This is a genomic window from Pseudomonas sp. P7548 (assembly GCF_013386585.1).
Classification (GTDB): domain Bacteria; phylum Pseudomonadota; class Gammaproteobacteria; order Pseudomonadales; family Pseudomonadaceae; genus Aquipseudomonas.
Genome location: NZ_JACARO010000036.1, coordinates 62081 through 85247 on the forward strand (window position 1 = coordinate 62081; position 23167 = coordinate 85247).

A 23167-nucleotide genomic window follows, 5' to 3' on the forward strand; every position below is an offset into this window, starting at 1 on the left:
GTTGTCAGCTCAGCGGCCAGTGGTGTTGACAGGCTTGGCGAACGGCCTTGGCGCTGCTCAGGTCGAGCAGGCCTTGGCTCAGTTGCCGGCATTGCGCCGCGTCCAAGTGGCGGACGCGGTCCTTGATTTCTCCGATCTGCGGCGGGCTCACCGACAGCTCGCTGACGCCCAGGCCCACCAGCACCGGCGTGGCCAGCGGGTCGGAGGCGAGGGCGCCACACACGCCGACCCAGCGCCCGTGCTTGGCTGCACCGGCACAGGTCTGGGCGATCAGCCGTAGCAGCGCCGGGTGCAGCGCATCGACGCGGGCAGCGAGGCCGGCGTGGTCGCGGTCCATGGCCAGGGTGTACTGGGACAGGTCATTGGTGCCGATGGACAGGAAGTCCGCATGCTTGGCCAACTGTTCGGCCATCAGCGCGGCGGCGGGCACTTCGATCATCACGCCCAGTTCGGGGCGCTGGGTCAGCTCCAGCTCGGCGCACAGTTCATCCAGGCGCTGGCGAATCTGCAGCAACTCATCCACTTCACTGACCATCGGCAGCAGGATGCGGCAGCGCTCCAGCGGGCTGACTTGCAGCAGCGCACGCAGTTGCTGATCGAGCAGTTCGGGGCGCACCTGGGCCATGCGAATGCCGCGCAAGCCGAGTACTGGGTTGGCCTCGACGGGCAGCGGCAGGTAATCCAGCTGTTTGTCGCCGCCCACGTCGATGGTGCGGATGATCACCGACTTGTCACCCATCGCATCCAACACGGCTTGATAGGCCTGGCGTTGTTCCTGTTCATCCGGCGCGGTGCGGCGGTCGACAAACAGGAATTCGGTGCGCAGCAGGCCAACGCCATCAGCGCCGTTTTCAAAGGCCACCTGAGCTTCGGCGCTGGAGGCGACATTCGCGGCGATTTCGACGGTCACGCCGTCGGTGGTGCGTGCCGGTTGCTTAGCCTGGGCGTGTTGCTGTTGGCGGCGCAGTTTCTGTGCATCACGAATCTGGTGCACCTCGGCGTGGCGCGCCTCGCTGGGTGCCAGTTCCAGGCGGCCGTTGGCAGCGTCGAGCACTACGCGTTGGCCCTGGGGCACATCGAGCACTTCGGCGCCCAACGCGACCACACACGGCAGGCCTTTACCACGGGCCAGGATCGCCACGTGGGACGTGGCGCCTCCTTCGGCCATGCAGATGCCGACGGCTTGTTGCGCACTCAGTTGCAACAGGTCGGACGGGGTCAGTTCATGGGCGCTGACGATTGCACCGGCTGGCAACTCGAAATGCCAGGCTTCCCCGAGCAGTGCGCGCAGTACCCGTTGTTGCAGGTCGCGCAGGTCATTGGCGCGCTCGGCAAACAGCGGTTTGCCCAGGGCCAGCAATACCGCGCACTGTGCCTGGATGGCATCGCGCCAGGCGTGCGTCGCTGCGCTGCCTTGTTCGATTGAACCGGTCGCGGCTTCCAGCAGGTTGGGGTCTTCCAGCAGGGCAAGGTGGGCGGCGAAGATGTCCTCTTCCTCGACATTCTTGCGCTGGCGGGCGTGGTCCAGGGTCTTGCGGATCTCGCTGCGCACTTGCTCCAGCGCGGTGTCCAGGCGTTGCAGTTGTTCATCGGCGGCGTGGTTGCCGGTGTCGGCGGGCAGTTCAATGCCGGTCAGGCGGAACAGCGGCCCGCAGACCAATCCCGGTGCGGCGCATACGCCTTGCAACACGCCGGCTTCGGTACTGGCCTTGCGTGGCGCAACGGCGGCGACGGGGGCGTGGTGTTCTTCTTTGATAGCGGCGGACAAGGCGGCGACCAATGCTTGCACGGCGCCGTCGGCGTCTTTGCCGCGACAGGTCACGCGCACCTCATCGCCTTCGCCAATGCCCAGGCCCATCAAGCCGATCAAGCTGTCGCACGAGGCGGATTTATCGCCGTAGTGCAACCACGCCTGGCTGCTAAAATCCTGGGCGGTCTTGCGCACCAAGGCGGCTGGGCGTGCATGCAAGCCACCACGGTGAGTGATGCGCACACGGGCGCTGGCTTCAGCGACCGAGTTATCCACAGTCGCCTGGGCCTGCGCCGTCGAGCGCGTCACGATCTGCAACAACGGCTCGCCGACCTTGACGCTGTTCCCGGCAACCGGCCGCAGCTCAAATCGCTCGCCGTTGGTCAGGATGATCAGGCTGACCAGGCTCTTGCACTGGCGCGCAATGCGGTCCAGGTCAAACTGCACCAGGGCCTGGCCCTTGCTCACCCGGGCGCCGTCCTTGACCAGCAAGGCGAAGCCTTCGCCATTGAGTTCAACCGTGTCGATGCCCACGTGCATGAGCACTTCGGCACCGTTCTCGGCGCGGATCGTCAGTGCATGGCCGGTACGTGCGACGTGGATGATCACACCGTCGCAGGGCGCGTGCAGGCAATCGTTCAGCGGGTCGATGGCAATGCCGTCGCCCATGGCGCCACTGGCGAACACTTCATCGGGAACGTTGCCCAGGGTCAGCAGCGGCCCGCTTAACGGGGCGCTGAGGGTCAATGCATTATTGTTGTTGGACATGGGCACGGTACTCATCAGGAAAACACGGCAATCGACTCAGTGAGTGCGGGTGACTTTGCTCAGGTGGCGCGGTTGGTCCGGGTCCATGCCCCGGGCGTGCGCCAAACCGGCGGCCATCACGTAGAAGCTCTGGATCGCCAGGATCGGGTCCAGGCTCGGGTGTTCGGCGCGGCTCAAGGTCAGGTCGCGTTCGGCGATATCGTCGGGTGCGGCCAGCAAGACGCGGGCACCGCGTTGGCGCATGTCGGCCGCCAGGCTCAACAGACCGGCTTGCTCGGCGCCGCGTGGGGCGAACACCAGCAGTGGGTAGTTCTTGTCGATCAAGGCCATGGGGCCATGACGCACTTCGGCGCTGCTGAAGGCTTCGGCCTGGATCGCCGAGGTTTCCTTGAGCTTGAGCGCGGCTTCCTGGGCGATGGCAAACCCGGCGCCACGGCCGATCACCATCAGTTGCTGGCAACCGCGCAAGGCTTCGATGGCACGGCTCCAATCCTGCTTGGCCGCGGCGCGCAGGTCATCGGGCAGGGCGCGGCAGGCTTGCAGCAACTCGGCTTCCTGGTTCCAGTGGCCGATCAACTGCGCGCTGGCGCTGAGGGTGGCGATAAAGCTCTTGGTGGCCGCGACGCTGTGTTCCGGCCCGGCGCACAGCGGCACATGGAATTCGCAGGCGGCTTCCAGCGGCGAGTCTTCGGCGTTGACCATGGAAATGCTCAGCACGCCGCGTTTGCGCAGCAGGCGCAGACTGTTGACCAGGTCCGGGCTTTGCCCCGATTGAGAGAAACCAAACGCTACCTGCCCACTGACCTTCAACGGCGCTTGCAGCAAGGTCACCACCGACATCGGCAATGACGCCACTGGCACACCCACATGCTGCATGGTCAGGTAGGCGAAGTAGCTGGCGGCATGGTCAGAGCTGCCACGGGCGATGGTCATCGCCACTTGCGGCGGCTGGCGGCGCAGGCGGCCGGCGATTTCTTCCAGCAGCGGGTCCAGGCGTTGCAGTTGGGCCGCGACGGCGTCACAGGAGGCCAGGGCCTCTTCAAGCATTTTTGAAGTCAATGGTTTCTCCTTCGACCATTACGTCGGTGAGTGTCAGGGAGCGGTCCAGGCGCACGCAGTCGGCAAAACTGCCCGGTTGCAGGCGGCCGCGTTCTTCCAGGCCCAGGTAGTCCGCAGGAAATTGCGACAGGCGTTGTGAGGCTTCGCTGATGGGCAGGCCGATCTTCACCAGGTTGCGCAGCGCCTGGTCCATGGTCAGCGTGCTGCCGGCCAGGGTGCCGTCGGCCAGTCGTACGCCGCCCAGGCATTTGGTCACGGTGTGGCTGCCCAGCTTGTATTCACCGTCGGGCATGCCGGCGGCGGCGGTGGAATCGGTGACGCAATACAGGCACGGGATCGAGCGCAGGGCCACGCGCATCGCACCGGGGTGCACGTGCAGCAAGTCGGGGATCAATTCCGCGTATTTGGCATGGGCCAACGCCGCGCCGACGATGCCGGGTTCGCGGTGATGCAGCGGGCTCATGGCGTTGTATAAATGGGTGAAGCTGGTGGCCCCGGCGGCCATCGCGGCGACACCTTCTTCATAGCTGCCCAGGGTATGGCCGATCTGCATGCGCACGCCGCGTTCGCTGAGGGCGCGGATCAGGGCGTCATGGCCGGCGATTTCCGGCGCGATGGTAATGACGCGGATCGGCGCCAGGCGCAGGTAGGCTTCCACTTCTGCCATCAGCGCGGTGTGGGCGAAGTTGGGTTGGGCGCCGAGCTTGCCTGGATTGATGTAAGGGCCTTCCAGGTGCACGCCGAGTACGCGAGCGCTGCCGGCAGGGCGCTGTTCGCAGAAGCTGCCGAGTTGGCCGAGCACGCGGGAGATTTCCTCCACCGGCGCGGTCATGGTGGTGGCCAGCAGGGAGGTGGTACCAAAACGCACGTGGGTGCGGGTGATGGTCTCGAAGGCTATCGCGCCTTCCATGATGTCCGCACCGCCACCGCCGTGCACGTGCAGGTCGATGAAGCCTGGCAGCAGATAGGGCAAGTCGTTTTCAGCCGGGTCGCACGGTGTGCCTTCGATGGCGACGACCTTGCCGTGCGCGTGCACCAGGTGGCCGCGAATCCAGCCGCTGGGCGTGAGGATGTTGTCTTCGGACATGGGCAGTTCTCTAAATTCGCAGTTCAGCGGAATAGTCGTGGCGGCGCAGCTCTGCGACGAAGTCGTAGTAGTCGTTGCGGCAGTAGGTGTCGGTGATTTCAATCGGCGTGTTGTCGGCGGTATAGCCGACCCGCGTCATCAGCAGCATCGCGGTGCCGGGGGCGATGCCCACCAGGCGCGCGAACTCGTCCGAAGCGTTGATCGCCTGCACATGCTGCAGGGCGCGGACGATGGGCTTGCCGATGCTTTCAAAGTATTCGTACAGCGAACTGCCCAGGGCCTGGGGTTGCGGCAGCACCGAGGCGGGGACCACGGTCATTTCAATGGCCATCACCGTGTCATCGGCTTTGCGCAGGCGTTTGAGCCGGGCCACTTTGTCGCTGGTGGACAGGCACAGGCGGATCAGTTCTTCGTGGGTCGGCGGGGTGATGTCGCGTTCAAGCCATTGGGAGCTGGGCACGAAGCCCTTGAGGCGCAACATCTCGCTGAAGCCCGACAGACGCGACAAGGGTTGTTCCAGGCGTGGCGTGATAAAGGTGCCCGAGCCTTGGCTGCGGCGGATCAAGCCTTGGTCGAACAGCACTTCCAGTGCCTTGCGGGCGGTGACCCGAGAAATGCTCAACTGCTCGCTGAGCACGCGCTCCGACGGTAGCGCCTGTTCGGACGTCCACTGGCCGGCATGGATAGCCGCTTCCAGCTTGCGCGCCAATTGCAGGTACAGCGGCGTGGATTGTTTGTCGTCAGGGCGTAAGGCCAGTATCGGGTTCATCGTTCAGGGTTCCGATGCGGTTATTGGAGTGTTGTCGCCCGGTATGGGCCGGAAATTAATACCACTTAAATACCATGTCAATGCAGCCAAAACGGTGCAAATCGCCGTTTCAGGGCGCTGTAATGGGGCCTGGTATCAAGTGGTATTAGAGAGGTCTTTATTGCGCGCAGAACAGCGCAGCCCGGCGCGGTGAACTGGTATTCACCGGCAGGCGCCGCACAAGGCAGGCATTTTTTTTGGATTATTTTACGAACGGTCGAGGATTACGGACGAATCTCGATCAGGGTGCCGTCCTTGACCAGGTTCCAGACTTCGCGCATGTCGACGTTGCGCATGCCGATACAACCGTCGGTCCAGTCCAGGGTGTGGAACCACTGCTCGGGGTAGTCTTCGGTGTCGGGGGTGCCATGGATCATGATCATGCTGCCCGGCTTCACGCCTTCGCGGCGGGCGCGGGCGGCGTCGCTGATATTGGGGTAGGAGATGTGCATGGCCAGGTTGAAGCGCTCGCTGGTCTTGCGCCAGTCGATCCAGTAGAAGCCTTCTGGCGTGCGGCGGTCGCCTTCGATCAGCTTGGCGCCCTTGGGGTTCTTGCCCAGGGAGATGCGATAGGTCTTGAGGGGCTTGCCGTCGTTGATCAGTTGCAACTGACGGGCGGACTTGAGCACCAGGATTTTCTCGACGGGCTTGCCGCCGATGATTTCCACCGTGGAGGCGCAAGACAGGGTAGCGAACGACAAACAGATAAGAGCAAGCAACAGACGCATTAAAACGGTATCCCTGTGTGCCGGGTTCTTATTGGGTGGGCTTGCCCATGGGCGGGACGGCTTCGCTGCGTACGGGGTACGCCTGCTGCCGACGGTCGGCGAAAAAGTATTCTAAGGTACGCCCGACCGTGCGAAAAGCCAGCTCTGACCAAGGGATGTCGGCTTCGTCGAAAAGCTTCACTTCCAGGCTTTCGGGGCCTGCGGCAAAGTCGAGGTCGACCAGTTCGGCGCGGTAGAAGATATGCACCTGGCTGATGTGCGGTACGTCGATCAAGGTGTAGATGCTCAGGTTGCGCACGCGGGCGCAGGCTTCTTCCAGGGTTTCGCGTGCGGCGGCCTGTTCCACGGTCTCGCCGTTTTCCATGAAGCCTGCAGGCAGGGTCCAGTAACCCAGGCGCGGTTCGATGGCGCGGCGGCACAGCAGCACTTTGTCGCCCCATACCGGCACGGTGCCGGCGACGATGTTGGGGTTCTGGTAGTGAATGGTCGAGCAGTGATCACACACGTAGCGCAGGCGGCCGTCGCCTTCGGGAATGCGCTGGGTAACCGGTTTACCGCACTGGCTGCAGAAGTTCATGCTGGGGTTCCTGGAGAGTGGGCCTATCTTGGCTTGGCGGGCAGGGCCCTGCAAGTTGTCGTTTCGCGACACGGCCAAGGTTTTGGGGTTGGGCACCCGCACGCTTTGGTGCATGATGCAAGGTAGCCAACAGACCGAGATGACTCATGCTGGACGAGCTACTTCGCCGGGTAAGCAATCACACCCCCCATACACTGGAGACTGACGGGCGTTTCCCCGAGGCCGCCGTGCTGGTGCCGATTACCCGCAGTGACGAACCTGAGCTGATCCTGACCCTGCGCGCCAGTGGCCTGTCGACCCATGGTGGCGAAGTGGCGTTCCCTGGCGGGCGGCGTGACCCCGAAGACCCGGACCTGATCTTCACCGCGCTGCGCGAAGCCGAAGAAGAAATCGGCCTGCCGCCCGGGCTGGTCGAGGTGATCGGCCCCTTGAGTCCTCTGATTTCCCTGCACGGTATCCGCGTGACGCCGTATGTGGGCGTGATCCCCGATTACGTCGAATACCTGGCCAATGATGCCGAAATCGCGGCCGTTTTCAGCGTGCCCTTGGACTTTTTCCGGCAGGACCCGCGCGAACATACCCATCGCATCGATTACCAGGGCCGCAGTTGGTACGTGCCCAGTTATCGGTTCGGCGAATATAAGATCTGGGGCCTGACGGCAATCATGATCGTCGAGCTGATCAACCTGCTCTATGACGATGCCAAGATCAGCCTGCACCAGCCGCCCAAGAGCTTCATCAATATCTAAGCCATCGCTTGAATGGCCAGCCGTGAGGAAAAACCATGAAATACCGCCTGGGCGACGCCCGCGTCGAGACTCATCCACAGAGCTGGGTGGCACCGAATGCCACGCTGGTGGGCAAGGTCAAGCTGGAGGAGGGCGCCAATGTCTGGTTCAACGCGGTATTGCGTGGCGACAATGAACTGATCCTGATCGGCAAAAACAGCAACGTGCAGGATGGCAGCGTAATGCACACCGACATGGGCTACCCGCTGACCCTGGGCACCGGCGTGACCATCGGCCATAACGCCATGCTGCACGGTTGCACTGTCGACGACTACAGCCTGATCGGCATCAACGCGGTGATCCTCAACGGCGCCAAGATCGGTAAGCACTGCATCATCGGCGCCAATTCGCTGATCGGCGAAGGCAAGGAAATCCCTGACGGTTCGCTGGTGATGGGCTCGCCGGGCAAAGTGGTGCGTGAGCTGACCGATGCGCAAAAACGCATGTTGGAAGCGAGTGCCGCGCACTATGTGCACAACTCGCAGCGCTATGCGCGTGACCTGGCTGAGCAGCAAGAATGAACCCGATTGAACGCCCCGTCGCCTCGCCGTGCGTGAGCATTTGCGCCTTGGATGACGACGACATCTGCACCGGCTGCCAGCGCACGGTGGATGAGATCACGCGCTGGAGCCGCATGGACAACGCCGAGCGCCGGGTGGTGTTGGGGTTGTGCCATGAGCGGGCGAAGGCGAGTGGGTTGGTGTGGATGATTCCTGGGAAATCGGGCGCCTGATAGTTCGCTTTCGCGAGCAAGCCCGCTCCCACAGTTGACCGCGTTTATCCTGTTGGAATGCGGTTCAAATGTGGGAGCTGGCTTGCCTGCGATGAGGCCCGCCCGGACGACATATTTCTAATTGTGAAGTACCCTGTGCGGCATCACCCACAGGCCCACACTCCCATGCTCTTCCTGATCGCCTACATCAGCAGCGTCGTGCTGATCAACTTCGCCTTCTCCACCGCTCCGCACCTGGACGTCATCTGGTCCGCCTGGGGTGGCCTGGTCTTCATCCTGCGGGACATGGTGCAAACCCGCTTCGGCCACGGCGCAATCGTCGCGATGCTGGCGGCGCTGGTGCTGTCGTATGTCACGTCCGACCCGGCCATTGCCCTGGCCAGCGCCACGGCCTTCGCCGTGTCCGAGTGCATCGACTGGCTGGTGTTCAGCATCACCAAGCGCCCGCTCCACGACCGCCTGTGGATAAGTTCTGCGCTGAGCATTCCCCTCGACACCTTTATCTTCTTCGGCCTGATCGGCGCGCTGACGCCTGCGGTGGCCGGTACTGCATTGGTGTCCAAATTCGCCGGGGTCACGGTGGTGTGGCTGGTCATGGCCTGGCGTATCCGCAAGCGGGCCCTCGCCAACTGAGGCCAATTCCTACAGTTCATGTAAAATGCCGGCCTTTCTCCCAATGATCCGCTCCCCTGAGGACCTGAGATGACCCGAATCGGAACTCCATTGTCGCCAACCGCGACCCGCGTTTTGCTGTGTGGCTGCGGTGAGCTGGGCAAGGAAGTGGTAATCGAACTGCAACGCCTGGGTGTTGAAGTGATTGCCGTGGATCGCTACGCCAACGCGCCGGCCATGCAGGTGGCGCACCGTAGCCACGTGATCAACATGCTCGACGGCGCCGCCCTGCGTGCCGTGATCGAAGCCGAGAAGCCGCACTTCATCGTGCCGGAAATCGAAGCCATCGCCACCGCCACCCTGGTGGAACTGGAAGCCGAAGGCTTCACCGTGATCCCGACCGCCCGCGCCACTTCGCTGACCATGAACCGCGAAGGCATCCGCCGCCTGGCCGCCGAAGAGCTGGACCTGCCGACGTCGCCGTACCACTTCGCCGACACCTTCGAAGACTACAGCAAGGCCGTGAAAGACCTGGGCTTCCCGTGTGTGGTCAAACCGGTGATGAGTTCGTCGGGCAAGGGCCAGAGCCTGCTGCGCAGTGTCGACGATGTGCAAAAAGCCTGGGACTACGCCCAGGAAGGCGGCCGTGCCGGTAAAGGCCGGGTGATCATCGAAGGCTTTATCGACTTCGACTACGAAATCACCCTGCTGACCGTGCGCCACATCGGCGGCACCACTTTCTGCGCGCCGGTTGGCCACCGTCAGGAGAAGGGCGACTACCAGGAATCCTGGCAGCCTCAGGCCATGAGCCCGATTGCCCTGGCTGAGTCCGAGCGCGTTGCCAAGGCGGTGACTGAAGCTTTGGGTGGCCGTGGCCTGTTTGGCGTGGAGCTGTTCATCAAGGGTGACCAGGTGTGGTTCAGCGAAGTGTCGCCGCGCCCGCATGACACTGGCTTGGTGACCCTGATTTCCCAGGACCTGTCGCAGTTCGCCCTGCATGCACGTGCCATCCTCGGCTTGCCGATCCCATTGATCCGTCAGTTCGGGCCTTCGGCCTCGGCGGTGATCCTGGTGGAAGGTCAGTCGACCCAGACCGCGTTCGCCAACCTGGGGGCAGCCTTGAGCGAGCCGGACACGGCGTTGCGCCTGTTTGGCAAACCGGAAGTCAATGGTCAGCGCCGCATGGGTGTGGCGTTGGCGCGGGATGAGTCGATTGAAGCGGCTCGGGCTAAAGCGACCCGTGCTTCGAAGGCTGTTGTTGTAGAGCTGTAACCGCGTCGCGCCCTTCGCGAGCAAGCCCGCTCCCACAGTTGACCGCATTTATCCAATAGGAATGCGGTCGAATGTGGGAGCGGGCTTGCTCGCGAAGGCGGTCTATCAGGCCACCTTGTTCAAATCGTTGTTACGCGTTTCTTTCAGGCACAACACAGCTATCAAGCTGAGCAACGCGGCCGCCGACACATACCCACCGACATAACTCAGCCCACCCATCGCCACCAGCTTGGTCGCGAAGAACGGTGCCGCCGAGGCTCCCACGATCCCACCCAGGTTATACGCCGCCGAAGCGCCGGTATAACGCACGCGGGTCGGGAACAGTTCCGGCAGCAGGGCGCCCATCGGCGCGAAGGTCACGCCCATCAGGAACAGCTCCAGCGCCAGGAACAGGGCAACTGCCCAGGTGGTGCCATGGGTCAGCAGCGGCTCCATGGTAAAGCCCGACAGAATCGCCAGGACCGCCCCGACGATCAGCACCGGCTTGCGCCCATAGCGATCACTGGCCAAGGCGGCGAGCGGTGTCGCCAGGCCCATGAACAACACGGCAAAGCACAGCAGGCCGAGGAAGGTCTCGCGGCTGTAGCCCAGTGTCGACACGCCGTAGCTCAGGGAAAATGCGGTGGTGATGTAGAACAGCGCATAACACACCACCATCGATGCCGCGCCCAGCAAGACCGGCAGCCAATGCTGGCTGAACAGTTCCACCAGCGGCACCTTCACCGGGGCTTCGTTGGCGACGGCATTGGCGAACACCGGGGTCTCATGCAGCTTCAGGCGTGCATACAGGCCGACCATCACCAGTGCGGCGCTGAGGATGAACGGAATGCGCCAGCCCCAGCTGCGAAACTGCTCATCGCTCAGGCTCATGGCCAGGATCAGGAACAGGCCGTTGGCCGCCAGAAACCCAATCGATGGGCCCAGTTGCGGGAACATGCCGAACCAGGCGCGTTTGCCCTTGGGGGCATTCTCGGTGGCCAGCAGCGCCGCGCCGCCCCATTCGCCACCCAGGCCCAGGCCCTGGCCGAAGCGCAGCACGCACAACAGGATCGGCGCCCAGGCCCCGATGCTGTCATAGCCGGGCAGCAAGCCGATCAGCGTTGTACACACGCCCATCAGCAGCAAGGAAGCCACCAGCGTGGATTTACGCCCGATGCGGTCGCCGAAGTGCCCGAACAGCGCCGAACCCAGGGGGCGGGCGATGAAGGCGATGCCGAAGGTCAGGAAAGACGCGAGCATCTGCGCCGTGCCGGATGTCTGCGGGAAGAACACCGGGCCGATCACCAGCGCGGCGGCGGTGGCGTAGATGTAGAAGTCGTAGAACTCGATGGCGGTGCCGACGATGCTCGCCGTGGCGACCCGTGCGGTCGAGTTGCTCGGGGCGGCGGTAGCAGCCTCTTTGTAGGTGGTGCTCATGCGGGTATCCCTGATGGTCAGTGCGCGTTTGGACGCGGATTTTTATTGGTCGAACACCCATGGATCAGGGTTGTGCGCGGAGCGGCTCGGGATGGGAGCAAACACCGGTCAGACACGGTAAGGCAGTGCCTGGACACGCTGGGTGCGGGTAGCACGCGGTCGGGCGGGGCTCTGGTAAGCCGCAGCGATTATAGGAAGGGGTTTGAACATACAACAAGTGGGCTGACACGCCGCAAGGCAAAATGTGGGAGCGGGCTTGCTCGCGAAAGCATTGGGTCAGTCAGCTCATTTTCAACTGATCCACCGCTTTCGCGAGCAAGCCCGCTCTCACATGGATAATGTGTTTAGGCAGCAGCTTATGCGGCGACGGGCATCCGGCTGGTGTGCCAGATCAGCACCTTGCTCACCCGGTTGTCCTCGGTCTCGAGGATTTCCAGGCGGTAGCGGCCGATCTTCAGGCACACCGCGCAGTCGGGGATGGTCTCCAGTGCTTCGGTGACCAGCCCGTTGAGGGTCTTGGGGCCATCGCTGGGCAGGTGCCAGCCCAGGCTTTTGTTCAGTTCACGGATCGAGGCGGCGCCGTCGATGATGTAGCGGCCGTCGGGTTGCGCTTCGATGTGCGGGTTGTCTGCACTCTGCTCGCTTTCGAATTCGCCGACGATTTCTTCGAGGATGTCTTCCAGGGTGACGATGCCCAGCACTTCGCCGTATTCGTCCACCACCATGCCCAGGCGTCGTTGCTGCTTGTGGAAGTTGAGCAATTGCAGTTGCAGCGGGGTGCTTTCCGGCACGAAGTAGGGTTCGTGGCACGCCGCGAGCAACGCCTCTTTGGTCAGGCTGGCATCCGGCAGCAAGTGCTGGATCTGCCGGGTGTTGAGCACCGCTTCGACCTGGTTGATGTCGCTGTGGAACACCGGCAGGCGCGTGCGCTGGGAGGTGCGCAGTTGTTCGATGATGTCCTCGACCGAGTCGTCCAGGTTGATGCCGTCCACTTCGCTGCGCGGCACCAGGATGTCATTGACGGTGATGTTGTCCAGGGCATGGATACCGGGCATGCCGGGAGTGCGGCCCGCATCGGCTTCGGGTTCCGGCTCGTCGTCATGCTCGGGCAGCGGCTCGTCGCTCTTTTTCACCACGCCGGAGGTGCGCGTGAACGGGCGTAGCAACAATAGGCTGATGCCATTGAGCAGCCAGGCCAAGGGATAAAGGATTTTCAGCGGTACGCCCAGCAGTGTATTGCCGAAACCCAGCACCGCTTGCGGGTGGCGGGTGGCCAGGGTGCGCGGCAGGTAGTCGGCGAGGATCAGCAGGATCGCGCAGGAGATCAGCCAACCGAGCCACGGGCCGTTCTGGGCCCAGGCGTAGATAGCCAGCAGGGTGCAGAGAATCACCACGGCGGCGCGGCACAGGCTGTTGCACAAGATCAGGCTGTTGCGCGGAAAGCTCAGGCGGGCGGCGGCCTTGTCGCCCTGGCGTGTACCGGGGCGCAGGGCCAGCAGGTGCTGCTGTGCGGCTTCGATGGCAGTAAACAGCGCAGCCCATAACACCAGCAAGGCAATTACGGCGAGCATCGGCCCAAGGGGCAAGTTGTCCATGATCGCTGCCCGTCAGATATGCAGGATGTATTCGCGAACCAGCTTGCTGCCGAAATAGGCCAGCATCAGCAGGCAGAAACCGGCCAGGGTCCAGCGGATCGCCTTGTGCCCACGCCAGCCGAGACGGTTGCGGCCCCACAGCAGCACGCTGAACACCACCCAGGCCAGGCACGCCAGCAGGGTCTTGTGCACCAGGTGCTGGGCGAACAGGTTTTCGACGAACAGCCAGCCGGAGATCAACGACAGCGACAGCAGCGTCCAGCCGGCCCACAGGAAACCGAACAGCAGGCTTTCCATGGTTTGCAGCGGTGGGAAATTCTTGATCAGCCCGGACGGGTGTTTGTTTTTGAGCTGGTGGTCCTGCAGCAGCAGGAGCAGCGCCTGGAACACCGCGATGGTGAACATGCCGTAGGCGAGGATCGACAGCAGGATGTGGGCGAGGATGCCGGGCTCTTCATCGATGACCTGCACGGTGCCGGTCGGGGTGAAGTGCGCCAGCAGTACCGTCAGCATGCCCAGTGGGAATAGCAGCACCAGCAGGTTCTCGACGGGAATGCGGTAGCAGGCCAGCAGGGTCAGCGCGATGACGGCGGCAGCGATCAGGCTGGCGGCGCTGAAAAAGTCCAGGCCCAGGCCGACCGGTGTCATCAGGTGGGTGAACAGGCTCGTGGCATGGGCCAGCAGGGCGAGGACGCCAAGGCCCACCAGCAGACGTTTGTCCGCTTTGGTGCCTTGGGCCAGACGAGTGCCCTGATAGAGGGTCGCAGCGGCGTACAGAATGGCGGCGGCGAGGCTGGGTAGCAAACTGGGTGACAAGGGGACCATAAATCCTGATAGACAAGCCCGAAAGGCGCTGAGTTTGGCATACCCCTGCGTTCCACGAAAGACTCCCGGGACAGACAGCGGGTGTGCACCGACGCAGTCTTCGCTATAATCCGCGACCTGCCCACGCCGCAGGCTCGCCGAGCGCTGTTTTTAATAGCGATTTACCACAGCCTGGGCCGCCATTACCTCGGTCTATGATAGGGCCTGAAAGGATCGCGCATGTTTGAAAATCTGACTGACCGTCTCTCGCAGACGCTGCGCCATGTCACCGGCAAGGCCAAGCTGACCGAGGACAATATTAAAGACACCCTGCGCGAAGTGCGCATGGCGTTGCTGGAAGCCGACGTGGCCTTGCCTGTGGTCAAGGACTTCGTCAACTCGGTCAAAGAGCGCGCGGTGGGCACCGAAGTGTCCCGTAGCCTGACCCCGGGCCAGGCCTTTGTGAAGATCGTCCAGGCCGAACTCGAAAGCCTGATGGGCGCAGCGAACGAAGACCTGAACCTCAGCGCCGTGCCACCGGCCGTCGTATTGATGGCCGGTCTGCAAGGTGCGGGTAAGACCACCACCGCCGGCAAGCTGGCGCGCTTCCTTAAAGAGCGCAAGAAGAAGTCCGTGATGGTGGTGTCGGCTGACGTCTACCGTCCGGCCGCGATCAAGCAGCTGGAAATGCTGGCAGGCGAAGTGGGTGTGACCTTCTTCCCGTCCGACCTGAGCCAGAAGCCGGTCGACATCGCCAACGCTGCTATTAAAGAAGCCAAGCTCAAGTTCATCGACGTGGTCATCGTCGATACCGCCGGTCGCCTGCACATCGACGAAGAGATGATGGGCGAGATCAAGGCGCTGCATGCCGCGATCAACCCGGTCGAGACGCTGTTCGTGGTCGACGCCATGACCGGCCAGGATGCGGCCAACACCGCCAAGGCGTTTGGTGATGCGCTGCCGCTCACCGGTGTGATCCTGACCAAGGTCGACGGCGACGCCCGTGGCGGTGCCGCGCTGTCGGTACGAGCCATCACCGGCAAGCCAATCAAGTTCATCGGTATGGGCGAGAAGAGCGAAGCGCTCGAGCCGTTCCACCCTGAGCGTATTGCTTCGCGCATCCTCGGCATGGGCGACGTGCTCAGCCTGATCGAGCAGGCCGAAGCCACGCTTGACAAAGACAAGGCCGACAAGCTGGCCAAGAAGCTGAAGAAGGGCAAGGGCTTCGACCTCGAAGACTTCCGCGACCAGCTGCAACAAATGAAGAACATGGGCGGCCTCGGCGGCCTGATGGACAAGCTGCCGAACATCGGCGGTGTGAATCTGGCGCAGATGGGCAATGCCCAAGGCGCGGCAGAGAAGCAGTTCAAGCAGATGGAAGCCATCATCAACTCCATGACCCCGGCCGAGCGCCGCGACCCTGAGCTGATCAGCGGTTCGCGCAAACGTCGGATCGCCATGGGCTCCGGCACCCAGGTGCAGGACATCGGCCGCTTGATCAAGCAGCACAAGCAGATGCAGAAGATGATGAAGAAATTCTCTGCCAAAGGCGGCATGGCCAAGATGATGCGCGGCATGGGCGGTATGTTGCCCGGCGGCGGCATGCCCAAGATGTAAAGAATTCGAGCGCAAGCCCGCTTGTGCTCCGACCCACAGGGATGTGGGATCTCCAGCAAACCCGCCGTTGGCGGGCGCTGACTCGCCGTTTTAACCGACGGCTCTATAGCAGATCTGAATGGCACGCCGATAGGCGCCAGAAAAAGACATTTGCAAAAGTCCGGATATTCCTTAGAATATGCGGCCTTTCGGGCACCTATGCCCGCTGTGCATTTAGATTTGCAGCACCGACTACAGGAACGATGTTCACATGCTAACAATCCGTCTTGCCCTTGGCGGCTCCAAAAAGCGCCCGTTTTACCACTTGACCGTAACTGACAGCCGCAACCCACGTGACGGCTCTCACAAGGAACAAGTTGGCTTCTTCAACCCGATCGCTCGTGGTCAAGAAGTTCGTCTGTCCGTGAACCAAGAGCGCGTAGCCTACTGGCTGAGCGTTGGTGCACAACCTTCTGAGCGCGTTGCTCAGTTGCTGAAGGACGCTTCTAAGGCTGCGGCCTGAGCGATATGAACGCGACGCCAGCTGTTGCTGATGATTTGATCGTTATCGGCAAGATTTATTCTGTTCATGGCGTTCGCGGCGAAGTGAAGGTGTATTCCTTTACTGATCCGACTGAAAACCTGTTGCAGTACAAGACCTGGACGCTCAAGCGCGAAGGTAGTGTGAAACAGGTCGAGCTGGTCAGTGGACGCGGGAGCGACAAGTTCCTGGTCGCAAAGCTCAAGGGTCTTGATGATCGTGAAGAAGCTCGTCTTCTGGCTGGTTATGAGATCTGCGTGCCACGCAACCTGTTCCCTGAATTGACCGACGGCGAGTACTACTGGTACCAGCTGGAAGGTCTGAAGGTTATCGATCAACTGGGGCAATTGCTCGGGAAAATCGATCATCTTCTGGAAACCGGCGCCAATGATGTAATGGTGGTCAAGCCTTGCGCTGGCAGCCTGGATGATCGCGAACGCCTGTTGCCGTATACCGAGCAATGCGTGTTGGCCGTCGACCTGGCCGCGGGCGAGATGAAGGTGGAATGGGACGCGGACTTCTAAGCGTGGCTAATTTGCGCATTGAAGTGATCAGTTTGTTTCCCGAGATGTTTTCCGCCATCAGCGAGTACGGCATCACCAGTCGGGCGGTGAAACAGGGGCTCTTGCAGCTCACCTGTTGGAACCCGCGAGACTACACGACGGATCGACATCACACTGTGGACGATCGCCCATTTGGCGGTGGCCCGGGCATGGTGATGAAGATCAAGCCCCTGGAAGACGCGTTGGTTCAGGCCAAGGCTGCTGCCGGGGAGAAGGCGAAGGTAATTTACCTGTCCCCTCAAGGCCGTCAGCTGAAACAGGCGGCGGTACGCGAACTGGCGAATGAGGAAGCACTGATCCTGATTGCCGGTCGCTATGAAGGCATTGACGAGCGGTTTATTGAAGCTCATGTCGATGAAGAGTGGTCGATTGGGGACTATGTCCTGTCTGGCGGCGAGCTGCCGGCGATGGTCCTGATAGATGCGGTTACACGACTGCTGCCTGGAGCTTTAGGGCATGCGGACTCCGCGGAGGAAGATTCCTTCACGGATGGTTTGCTGGATTGCCCGCACTACACCCGACCGGAGGTGTATGCGGATCAGCGTGTTCCCGACGTATTGCTAAGTGGCAATCACGCACACATCCGGCGTTGGCGTTTACAGCAGTCCCTTGGTCGGACCTATGAACGACGCGCCGATCTTCTGGAAAGCCGCTCGCTTTCTGGAGAAGAGAAGAAGCTGCTCGAGGAATACATCCTCGCGCGGGACGATAGTTAACAACGTATCGATGGTAGGTCCATTGACTTACCTTAGGAGCACAGCATGACTAACAAAATCATCCTTGCACTCGAAGCAGAGCAGATGACCAAAGAGATCCCTACCTTTGCCCCGGGCGACACCATTGTCGTTCAGGTGAAAGTGAAGGAAGGCGACCGTTCGCGTCTGCAAGCGTTCGAAGGCGTGGTAATCGCCAAGCGTAACCGTGGTGTGAACAGTGCTTTCACTGTTCGTAAAATCTCCAACGGTGTTGGCGTAGAGCGTACTTTCCAGACCTACAGCCCGCAAATCGACAGCATGGCCGTCAAGCGTCGCGGTGACGTACGTAAAGCCAAGCTGTACTACCTGCGTGACCTGTCCGGTAAAGCAGCTCGCATCAAGGAAAAACTGGCTTAAGTCCAGCTTCCCGATGCAGAAAAAAGCAGCCTACGGGCTGCTTTTTTGTGCCTGAAATTTGTCCATTCCCGGTATCTGTTTATGACCACCCGCCTTGAAGAAATCCAGCGCCGCACCGACCTGTCCGTCACCCATGTGACCAAGGCCGTGTTCCCGCCGACCACCAACCACCACAACACCCTGTTCGGCGGCACCGCCCTGGCCTGGATGGACGAAGTGTCGTTCATTACCGCCACGCGTTTTTGCCGGTTGCCGTTGGTGACGGTGTCTACCGACCGTATCGACTTCAACCACGCGATCCCTGCCGGCTCCATCGTTGAGCTGATCGGCCGGGTGATCAAGGTCGGCAACACCAGCCTCAAGGTTGAAGTGGAAGTGTTTGTTGAGAGTATGAGTGCCGACGGTCGCGAGAAGGCGATCCAGGGGGTGTTCAGCTTTGTGGCCATCGATGCCGACAAGCGGCCGGTGCCGGTGCTGCCTGGGTTTGTAGACTGATCCTGGACCGAGCCGCGGCCATCGCAGGCAAGCCAGCTCCCACATTTGATCGGTGTCGGGCACATATCAGCGCCCTGACACAAAACCCCTGTGGGAGCTGGCTTGCCTGCGATAGGATCTAACAGACACTACAGAAAACTGCCTGAGCTCCCATGCCCGCCATTGACCACCCTTTGATCGACCGCTTCCTAGACGCCCTCTGGCTGGAAAAAGGCCTGTCCGACAACACCCGCCAGGCCTACCGCAGCGACCTGGCCTTGTTCAACGGCTGGCTGCAGGAAAAGAACCTCGAACTGGTCAACGCAGGCCGCGAGCTGATCCTCGATCACCTGGCCTGGCGCCTGGAGCAGAACTACAAACCCCGCTCCACTGCGCGATTCCTCTCTGGTGTGCGTGGCTTCTTTCGCTATTTGTTGCGAGAAAAGCTGATCGCCCTCGACCCCACCCTGCAAGTCGATATGCCGCAGCTCGGCAGGCCGCTGCCCAAATCCCTGTCGGAAGCCGATGTGGACGCTTTGCTCGCTGCCCCCGACCTGAGCGAAGCCATCGGCCAACGTGATCGCGCCATGCTCGAAGTGCTCTACGCCTGCGGCCTGCGCGTCACCGAGCTGATCAGCCTGACTCTGGAGCAAGTCAACTTGCGCCAGGGCGTATTGCGGGTGATGGGCAAGGGCAGCAAGGAGCGTTTGGTGCCGATGGGCGAGGAGGCGATTGTGTGGGTGGAGCGCTATATGCGGGAGGCACGTAGCGAACTGCTGGGAGGACGCCCCAGTGATGTACTGTTTCCAAGCCTGCGCGGCGAGCAGATGACGCGCCAGACCTTCTGGCACCGCATCAAGCACCAGGCCAAGGTCGCCGGGATCGGCAAGGCACTGTCGCCCCACACGTTGCGCCATGCCTTTGCCACGCATTTGCTCAACCACGGTGCGGATTTACGTGTAGTCCAGATGCTGCTGGGCCACAGCGATTTATCCACAACCCAGATCTATACCCACGTGGCGCGTGCACGTTTGCAGGATATGCACGCCAAACATCACCCGCGAGGCTGAAAACCGCCAATTTATCCCGTCACGGGCTGCCCTGCGGCCCAACTGTGGTAGGCTTTGCCGGTTAGCAAAGGGGACGGCCCATGCCCGGGTTTCCACATCGGCGCGACTGCTTCCGTCCCTGCATCTGCCTTCAGGAGTTCCCATGCGCTTGACCCAGATTATTGCCGCCGCAGCCATTGCGTTGGTTTCCACCTTTGCGTTCGCCGATGACGCCGCCGAGCAGACCATTCGCAAGAGCCTGGCCAACCTGCAGCTCGACACCCCGATCGAAAGCATCAGCGCCAGCCCCATGGCCGGCCTGTATGAAGTCAAGCTCAAGGGCAGCCGTGTGCTGTACGCCAGTGCCGACGGCCAGTACATCGTCCAGGGCTACCTGTTCCAGTTGAAGGACGGCAAGCCGGTCAACCTGACCGAGAAAGCCGAGCGCCTGGGCGTGTCCAAGCTGATCAACGGCATTCCGGTGGCTGAAACCGTGGTTTACCCGGCCATTGGCGAGACCAAGACCCACATCACCGTGTTCACCGACACCACCTGCCCGTACTGCCACAAGCTGCACGCCGAAGTGCCTGCGCTGAACAAGCTGGGCGTGGAAGTGCGCTACGTAGCATTCCCGCGCCAGGGCCTGGGCTCGCCGGGTGATGAGCAGCTGCAAGCCGTGTGGTGCTCGGCCGACAAAAAGGCCGCCATGGACAAGATGGTCGATGGCAAGGAAATCAAGGCAGCCAAATGCGCCAACCCGGTTTCCAAGCAGTTCGCCCTGGGCCAGTCCATTGGTGTGAACGGTACACCGGCCATCGTTTTGGCGGACGGCCAGGTGATTCCGGGCTACCAGCCGGCACCACAAGTTGCCAAACTGGCGCTGAGTGCCAAATAAACCAGCATCGTCGAACCTTTGACGATCATGGCCCGCTGATGAGTCGGCGGGCCACTAATTGAAAGCCGCAGTCGTGCGGCTGTTTTCCACGGCCGACCTAGCGTCGGCCGTTTCATGGGGAGTTCTTCAGTGAAACCGGTCAAAGTAGGCATCTGTGGGTTGGGGACCGTCGGTGGCGGCACCTTTAACGTACTTCAGCGTAACGCTGAGGAAATTTCCCGCCGTGCAGGTCGCGGGATTGAAGTGGCACAAATTGCCACACGTTCGCCAAAACCTCAGTTCGAAACGACCGGTATTGCGATTACCAACGATGTGTTCGCCGTTGCCACCAACCCTGAGATCGATATCGTCATCGAACTGGTCGGCGGTTATACCGTGGCCCGTGAGTTGGTGCTCAAGGCCATCGAGAACGGCAAGCACGTGGTCACCGCCAACAAGGCGCTGATCGCCGTGCACGGCAACGAGATCTTCGCCAAGGCCCGCGAGAAGGGCGTGATCGTGGCGTTCGAAGCCGCCGTGGCCGGTGGCATCCCGGTGATCAAGGCGATCCGTGAAGGCCTGTCCGCCAACCGTATCAACTGGGTGGCCGGGATCATCAACGGCACCGGCAACTTCATCCTCACCGAAATGCGCGAGAAGGGCCGTACCTTCGAAGACGTGCTGGCCGAAGCCCAGGCCCTGGGTTACGCCGAAGCCGACCCGACCTTCGACGTGGAAGGCATCGACGCTGCGCACAAGCTGACCATCCTGGCCTCCATCGCCTTTGGTATTCCGCTGCAGTTCGACAAGGCCTACACCGAAGGCATCACCAAACTGACCACTGCCGATGTGAACTACGCCGAAGCGCTGGGCTACCGGATCAAGCACCTGGGCGTGGCGCGCAGCACACCGGCGGGTATCGAACTGCGTGTGCACCCGACGCTGATCCCGGCCGACCGCCTGATCGCCAACGTCAATGGCGTGATGAACGCGGTGATGGTCAACGGTGATGCGGCAGGTTCGACCCTGTTCTACGGCGCCGGCGCCGGCATGGAGCCAACGGCTTCCTCGGTCATCGCTGACCTGGTGGACGTGGTCCGCGCCATGACCAGCGACCCGGAAAACCGCGTGCCGCACCTGGCCTTCCAGCCGGACTCGCTGTCGGCCCATCCGATCCTGCCGATCGAAGCTTGCGAGAGCGCCTACTACCTGCGCATCCAGGCCCAGGATCACCCGGGCGTGTTGGCCCAGGTGGCCAGCATTCTGTCGGAGCGTGGTATCAACATCGAATCGATCATGCAGAAGGAAGTCGAGGAGCAAAACGGCCAGGTGCCGATGATCCTGCTGACCCACCGCGTGCTCGAGCAGCACATCAACGATGCCATCGCCGCCCTGGAAGCCCTTCAAGGCGTGGTCGGCCCGGTGGTGCGGATCCGCGTCGAACACCTGAACTAATGGTTTTGCTGCAAGGGCCCCGCAGGTTCGGCGGCCCTTGTTCAAGAATGCTCTAGAGGAGCCAGTCATGCGTTATATCAGCACCCGCGGCCAGGCACCGGCCCTGAATTTCGAAGACGTCCTGCTGGCAGGTCTTGCCACTGATGGCGGCCTGTACGTGCCGGAAAACCTGCCACGCTTCACCCAGGAAGAAATCGCCTCCTGGGCCGGCCTGCCGTACCACGAGCTGGCGTTCCGGGTGATGCGCCCGTTCGTCACCGGCAGCATTCCGGATGCAGACTTCAAGAAGATCCTGGAAGAGACCTACGGCGTGTTCTCCCACAACGCCATCGCGCCTCTGCGCCAGCTGAACGGCAACGAGTGGGTGCTGGAACTGTTCCACGGCCCGACCCTGGCGTTCAAGGACTTCGCCCTGCAACTGCTGGGTCGCCTGCTGGACTACGTGCTGCAAAAACGTGGCGAGCGCGTGGTGATCATCGGTGCTACCTCCGGTGATACCGGCTCGGCCGCCATCGAAGGCTGTAAGCACTGCGAAAACGTCGACATCTTCATCCTGCACCCGCACCAGCGCGTGTCGGAAGTACAGCGTCGCCAGATGACCACCATCTTTGGTGAGAACATCCACAACATCGCCATCGAAGGCAACTTCGATGACTGCCAGGAAATGGTCAAGAACAGCTTCGCTGACCAGAGCTTCCTGAAGGGCACGCGACTGGTAGCGGTGAACTCGATCAACTGGGCGCGGATCATGGCCCAGATTGTCTACTACTTCCACGCCTCCCTGCAGTTGGGCGGCCCGGCGCGTTCGGTGTCGTTCTCGGTGCCAACCGGCAACTTCGGTGACATCTTCGCCGGCTACCTGGCGCGCAACATGGGCCTGCCGATCAACCAGTTGATCGTCGCCACCAACCGCAATGACATCCTGCACCGCTTCATGAGCGGCAACCAGTACGTCAAGGAAACCCTGCACGCCACGCTGTCGCCGTCCATGGACATCATGGTCTCGTCGAACTTCGAACGCCTGCTGTTCGACATGCACGGTCGCAACGGTGCGGCCATTGCCGGCTTGATGGACACCTTCAAGAGCGGCGGCGGCTTCAGCGTGGACGAAGAACGCTGGACCGAAACCCGCAAGCTGTTCGACTCCCTGGCCGTCGACGATGCACAGACCTGCGAAACCATCGCAGAAGTCTATGCCCAGACCGGCGAGCTGCTCGACCCGCACACCGCCATCGGTGTGAAGGCCGCGCGCGAATGCCGTCGCAGCCTGGATATCCCGATGGTGATCCTGGGCACTGCGCACCCGGTGAAATTCCCGGAGGCCGTGGAGAAAGCCGGCGTTGGCAAGGCACTGGAATTGCCGGTGCACCTGGCTGACCTGTTCGAGCGCGAAGAGCGCTGCACAGTGCTGGCCAATGACCTGAAGGCGGTGCAGGCATTTGTGAGCCAGCATGGCAACCGGGGCAAGCCGCTGTAAGGCAAGCCGCGTAGACAAGAACGCCGCTG

Annotated in this window: 24 protein-coding genes; 15 read left to right on the forward strand and 9 right to left on the reverse strand. The window is 61.9% G+C overall.

What is annotated here, in order from left to right; translation table 11 throughout:
- Nucleotides 1-4 precede the first annotated feature (4 nt).
- The 6 genes from ptsP to HX803_RS15020 all read right to left on the reverse strand — a co-directional run bounded on the left by ptsP (nt 5) and on the right by HX803_RS15020 (nt 6777).
- Nucleotides 5-2518, reverse strand: a complete 2514-nt coding sequence (gene ptsP / locus HX803_RS14995; RefSeq protein WP_178921657.1) for a phosphoenolpyruvate--protein phosphotransferase — start codon at nt 2516-2518, stop codon at nt 5-7.
- 36 nt (nt 2519-2554) lie between these two features.
- On the reverse strand, nt 2555-3565 hold the full coding sequence (locus tag HX803_RS15000) for an SIS domain-containing protein (protein ID WP_178921842.1): 1011 nt from the start codon (nt 3563-3565) through the stop codon (nt 2555-2557).
- Complete coding sequence (nagA, locus tag HX803_RS15005; RefSeq protein WP_178921659.1) at nt 3558-4664, reverse strand: N-acetylglucosamine-6-phosphate deacetylase; 1107 nt, start codon at nt 4662-4664, stop codon at nt 3558-3560. Before nagA ends, HX803_RS15000 begins: the two co-directional genes overlap by 8 nt.
- Before the next feature lie 10 nt (nt 4665-4674).
- Entirely contained in the window at nt 4675-5433 is a 759-nt protein-coding gene (locus HX803_RS15010; RefSeq protein WP_178921661.1) for a GntR family transcriptional regulator, read from the reverse strand.
- A 263-nt stretch (nt 5434-5696) separates the two neighbouring features.
- Nucleotides 5697-6200, reverse strand: a complete 504-nt coding sequence (locus HX803_RS15015; protein ID WP_178921663.1) for a murein L,D-transpeptidase family protein — start codon at nt 6198-6200, stop codon at nt 5697-5699.
- Nucleotides 6201-6228: 28 nt separating this feature from the next.
- Nucleotides 6229-6777, reverse strand: a complete 549-nt coding sequence (locus tag HX803_RS15020; protein ID WP_176994392.1) for an NUDIX hydrolase — start codon at nt 6775-6777, stop codon at nt 6229-6231.
- Between the two features lie 146 nt (nt 6778-6923).
- On the opposite strand from HX803_RS15020, the gene HX803_RS15025 reads away from it, so the two are divergent.
- From HX803_RS15025 to purT, 5 genes are all read left to right on the forward strand, one after another.
- Nucleotides 6924-7526 carry a CoA pyrophosphatase gene (locus HX803_RS15025; RefSeq protein WP_016971944.1) on the forward strand — a complete coding sequence of 201 codons (603 nt, stop codon included), beginning with the start codon at nt 6924-6926 and terminating at the stop codon, nt 7524-7526.
- Nucleotides 7527-7561: 35 nt separating this feature from the next.
- Complete coding sequence (locus HX803_RS15030) at nt 7562-8086, forward strand: gamma carbonic anhydrase family protein (RefSeq protein WP_178921665.1); 525 nt, start codon at nt 7562-7564, stop codon at nt 8084-8086.
- Complete coding sequence (locus tag HX803_RS15035) at nt 8083-8298, forward strand: DUF1289 domain-containing protein (protein WP_178921668.1); 216 nt, start codon at nt 8083-8085, stop codon at nt 8296-8298. Before HX803_RS15030 ends, HX803_RS15035 begins: the two co-directional genes overlap by 4 nt.
- A gap of 165 nt (nt 8299-8463) precedes the next feature.
- Nucleotides 8464-8931, forward strand: coding sequence for a VUT family protein (locus HX803_RS15040; RefSeq protein WP_178921670.1), 468 nt, complete (start codon nt 8464-8466; stop codon nt 8929-8931).
- A gap of 69 nt (nt 8932-9000) precedes the next feature.
- Nucleotides 9001-10182 (forward strand): formate-dependent phosphoribosylglycinamide formyltransferase, encoded by a 1182-nt coding sequence (purT, locus tag HX803_RS15045; RefSeq protein ID WP_178921671.1) that lies wholly within the window; start codon nt 9001-9003, stop codon nt 10180-10182.
- A 105-nt stretch (nt 10183-10287) separates the two neighbouring features.
- Here the strand turns inward: purT and HX803_RS15050 are convergent, their stop codons facing one another.
- The 3 genes from HX803_RS15050 to HX803_RS15060 form a co-directional block, all read right to left on the reverse strand.
- The gene (locus HX803_RS15050) at nt 10288-11598 is read right to left on the reverse strand and encodes an MFS transporter (protein ID WP_178921673.1); all 1311 of its coding nucleotides are present in this window, start codon (nt 11596-11598) and stop codon (nt 10288-10290) included.
- A 356-nt stretch (nt 11599-11954) separates the two neighbouring features.
- Nucleotides 11955-13193: a transporter associated domain-containing protein gene (locus tag HX803_RS15055; protein ID WP_178921675.1), complete on the reverse strand. Its 1239-nt coding sequence runs from the start codon at nt 13191-13193 to the stop codon at nt 11955-11957.
- 12 nt (nt 13194-13205) lie between these two features.
- Entirely contained in the window at nt 13206-14018 is an 813-nt protein-coding gene (locus HX803_RS15060) for an inner membrane protein YpjD (protein WP_372339912.1), read from the reverse strand.
- Nucleotides 14019-14237: 219 nt separating this feature from the next.
- Between HX803_RS15060 and ffh the strand changes: the two genes are divergently transcribed.
- The 10 genes from ffh (at nt 14238) to thrC (ending at nt 23138) form a co-directional block, all read left to right on the forward strand.
- Nucleotides 14238-15614 carry a signal recognition particle protein gene (gene ffh / locus HX803_RS15065; protein ID WP_003193965.1) on the forward strand — a complete coding sequence of 459 codons (1377 nt, stop codon included), beginning with the start codon at nt 14238-14240 and terminating at the stop codon, nt 15612-15614.
- Between the two features lie 250 nt (nt 15615-15864).
- A complete protein-coding gene (gene rpsP / locus HX803_RS15070) occupies nt 15865-16116 on the forward strand; it encodes a 30S ribosomal protein S16 (protein ID WP_003209587.1) in 252 nt (83 codons plus the stop codon).
- A 5-nt stretch (nt 16117-16121) separates the two neighbouring features.
- Nucleotides 16122-16658 (forward strand): ribosome maturation factor RimM, encoded by a 537-nt coding sequence (rimM, locus tag HX803_RS15075; RefSeq protein WP_003175898.1) that lies wholly within the window; start codon nt 16122-16124, stop codon nt 16656-16658.
- Entirely contained in the window at nt 16640-17413 is a 774-nt protein-coding gene (gene trmD / locus HX803_RS15080) for a tRNA (guanosine(37)-N1)-methyltransferase TrmD (protein WP_024077235.1), read from the forward strand. The genes rimM and trmD overlap by 19 nt, the downstream gene beginning before the upstream one ends.
- 45 nt (nt 17414-17458) lie before the next feature.
- Nucleotides 17459-17809 (forward strand): 50S ribosomal protein L19, encoded by a 351-nt coding sequence (gene rplS, locus HX803_RS15085; RefSeq protein ID WP_003175895.1) that lies wholly within the window; start codon nt 17459-17461, stop codon nt 17807-17809.
- A gap of 81 nt (nt 17810-17890) precedes the next feature.
- Nucleotides 17891-18304 (forward strand): acyl-CoA thioesterase, encoded by a 414-nt coding sequence (locus HX803_RS15090; protein ID WP_003193963.1) that lies wholly within the window; start codon nt 17891-17893, stop codon nt 18302-18304.
- Nucleotides 18305-18456: 152 nt separating this feature from the next.
- Nucleotides 18457-19353, forward strand: coding sequence for a site-specific tyrosine recombinase XerD (xerD, locus tag HX803_RS15095; protein WP_178921679.1), 897 nt, complete (start codon nt 18457-18459; stop codon nt 19351-19353).
- Nucleotides 19354-19495: 142 nt separating this feature from the next.
- Nucleotides 19496-20227: a thioredoxin fold domain-containing protein gene (locus HX803_RS15100; protein WP_010207987.1), complete on the forward strand. Its 732-nt coding sequence runs from the start codon at nt 19496-19498 to the stop codon at nt 20225-20227.
- A 129-nt stretch (nt 20228-20356) separates the two neighbouring features.
- Nucleotides 20357-21661, forward strand: a complete 1305-nt coding sequence (locus HX803_RS15105) for a homoserine dehydrogenase (RefSeq protein WP_010207988.1) — start codon at nt 20357-20359, stop codon at nt 21659-21661.
- A 67-nt stretch (nt 21662-21728) separates the two neighbouring features.
- A complete protein-coding gene (thrC, locus tag HX803_RS15110) occupies nt 21729-23138 on the forward strand; it encodes a threonine synthase (RefSeq protein ID WP_177004719.1) in 1410 nt (469 codons plus the stop codon).
- The last annotated feature ends 29 nt before the right edge of the window (nt 23139-23167 follow it).